Source organism: Syntrophaceticus schinkii (assembly GCF_000946815.1).
GTDB lineage: Bacteria > Bacillota > DSM-12270 > Thermacetogeniales > Thermacetogeniaceae > Syntrophaceticus > Syntrophaceticus schinkii.
On the sequence record NZ_CDRZ01000065.1, the window covers coordinates 1 to 2,050 of the forward strand.

The 2,050-nt window shown below is 55.5% G+C and carries 1 protein-coding gene; it reads left to right on the forward strand.

The window, feature by feature from the left end:
* Positions 1 to 59: 59 nt before the first annotated feature.
* Positions 60 to 2,050 (forward strand): anthranilate phosphoribosyltransferase (gene trpD / locus SSCH_RS22285; protein ID WP_052835301.1); only part of this gene is annotated, 1,991 nt, incomplete at its 3' end.

The window sequence follows — 2,050 nt, forward strand, 5'->3', positions numbered from 1 at the left end:
ATGATGGCTGCTCTCAAGGTAGCGCCCTTGCCTGGTGAACAGCGGTTTCAGGGTGGGCGGTGGGCTATTTCGGGTATGATTTGGTTCGCAATTTTGATTCTCTTCCAGAGAATGCCAAAGATGACCTGCACCTTCCTGACTGTTTTTTTATCCTCACCAGGGTTGTTCTGATTTACGACCATGTCACAAATCGGCTGCGGGTGGTTGCATTAATCCCTATAGAAGGCGATCCCCAGGGGGCTTATGAGCAATCCATGGCGGCTGTTCAGGGTGTTATTGAGCGGCTAGAGGATGTCTTGCCGGAGAAAAGTGTCTCGCCAGGCTACTGCTTGTCCGGATCCGGAGGCCTCAATCAGCCGCATGGTGTTTTGCCGGAGAAGAGGGCAGCAGTGATGCAGCCGCGGATCGCTCAGGGTGTTGAGCAGCTGCAGAGCAAATTGTCTTCTGGGGATGCCATATCTGATGTCGCATCCCAACTGTCTTTTACCCCTGTCCCTGATATGACCAGAGAAGAGTATCTGGAGAAGGTGTGCTGTGCCAAGGAATATATCAGTGCCGGGGATGTGCAGCAGGTGGTTCTTTCTCAGCGTTTCCAATGCCGGACTTCAAGTGAAACATTAGCTATTTACCGGATGCTGCGTTCTTTGAATCCATCTCCCTATATGTATTACCTGAACTTCGGGGATCTCTGCCTGATCGGTTCTTCCCCGGAGATGCTGGTGAGGGTGGAAAATGGCATGGCAGAGACGCATCCTATCGCCGGCACCAGGCGGCGCGGGGGGAGTGCGGCCGGGGATCAGGTGCTTGCCAAAGACCTGCTTGCTGACCCCAAGGAGCGGGCTGAGCATGAGATGCTGATTGCTCTGAGTAGAGGCGACCTCAACCAGGTCTGTGAAAAGGGGACTATTGACGTCTCCAGACTGATGGATGTTGAGTACTACTCCCATGTGATGCACCTGGTTTCCCATGTGCGGGGAAGGCTTGCCCCGGGGCAGGATGCCTTCAATGCACTGCGGGCGTGTTTCCCGGCTGGAACGGTTTCCGGTGCTCCCAGAAGGCGTGCCCTGGAGATTATCGAGGAGTTGGAACCTGTAAGGCGCGGGCCTTACGCCGGGGCGGTGGGCTATCTCAGTTTCAACGGCAACCTGGATTCCTGTTTGATCATCAGAACCATTGTCATCAAGGATGGGATTGCCTATGTGCAGGCAGGTGCAGGTATTGTGGCCGGATCCGTTCCGGAGCGGGAATATGAGGAGTGTGTGAGCAAGGTCGAGGCGATGCTGAAGGCCCTGGAACTGGCTGAAGGGAGCGGTAATCTTGATGCCGGCACAGCAGTTACAACTGTGAGGAAGGGGGAAGATAGGATGAGACTTCAGGATTTGATAGATAAAGTTGTGAACCAGTACCACCTGGAGGAGAAGGAAGCTGAAGAGGCCATGGCTCAGATCATGAGTGGTGAGGCGACATCGGCTCAGATCGCTGCTCTGATCACTGCCCTGCGCTTAAAGGGAGAGACCGTGGATGAGATCACCGGTTTTGCCAGGGCGATGCGCGCCCACGGGAAGAAAATCAGGGTGAATAAACGCCTGGTGGATATTGTTGGGACCGGCGGAGACCGCAGTTTTACCTTTAACATTTCCACCACAACAGCTTTTGTGGCGGCTGCGGCGGGACTTCCGGTGGCCAAACATGGGAACCGCGCTGTTTCCAGCAAGTGTGGGAGTGCTGATGTCTTGGAGGCCCTGGGGGTGAATATGGCTCTGACACCCGCTCAGGTGGAGCGCTGCTTGGAGGAAAACGGCATCTGTTTTCTTTTCGCACCGGTTTTTCATGAGGCGATGAAGCATGCGGTCGGCCCTCGGCGGGAGATCGGTATTCGCACTGTTTTCAACCTCTTGGGGCCATTGACTAACCCCGCTGATGCAAAGGTTCAGCTGGTGGGTGTTTATCACCCCCATCTGACCGGTGTGATGGCCAGGGTGGCTGCGGCAGTTTGGGGGGTGGAAAGGGCTGGATGGTGGGTGCAGTGGGGTGATGGCCTGGATCGAGA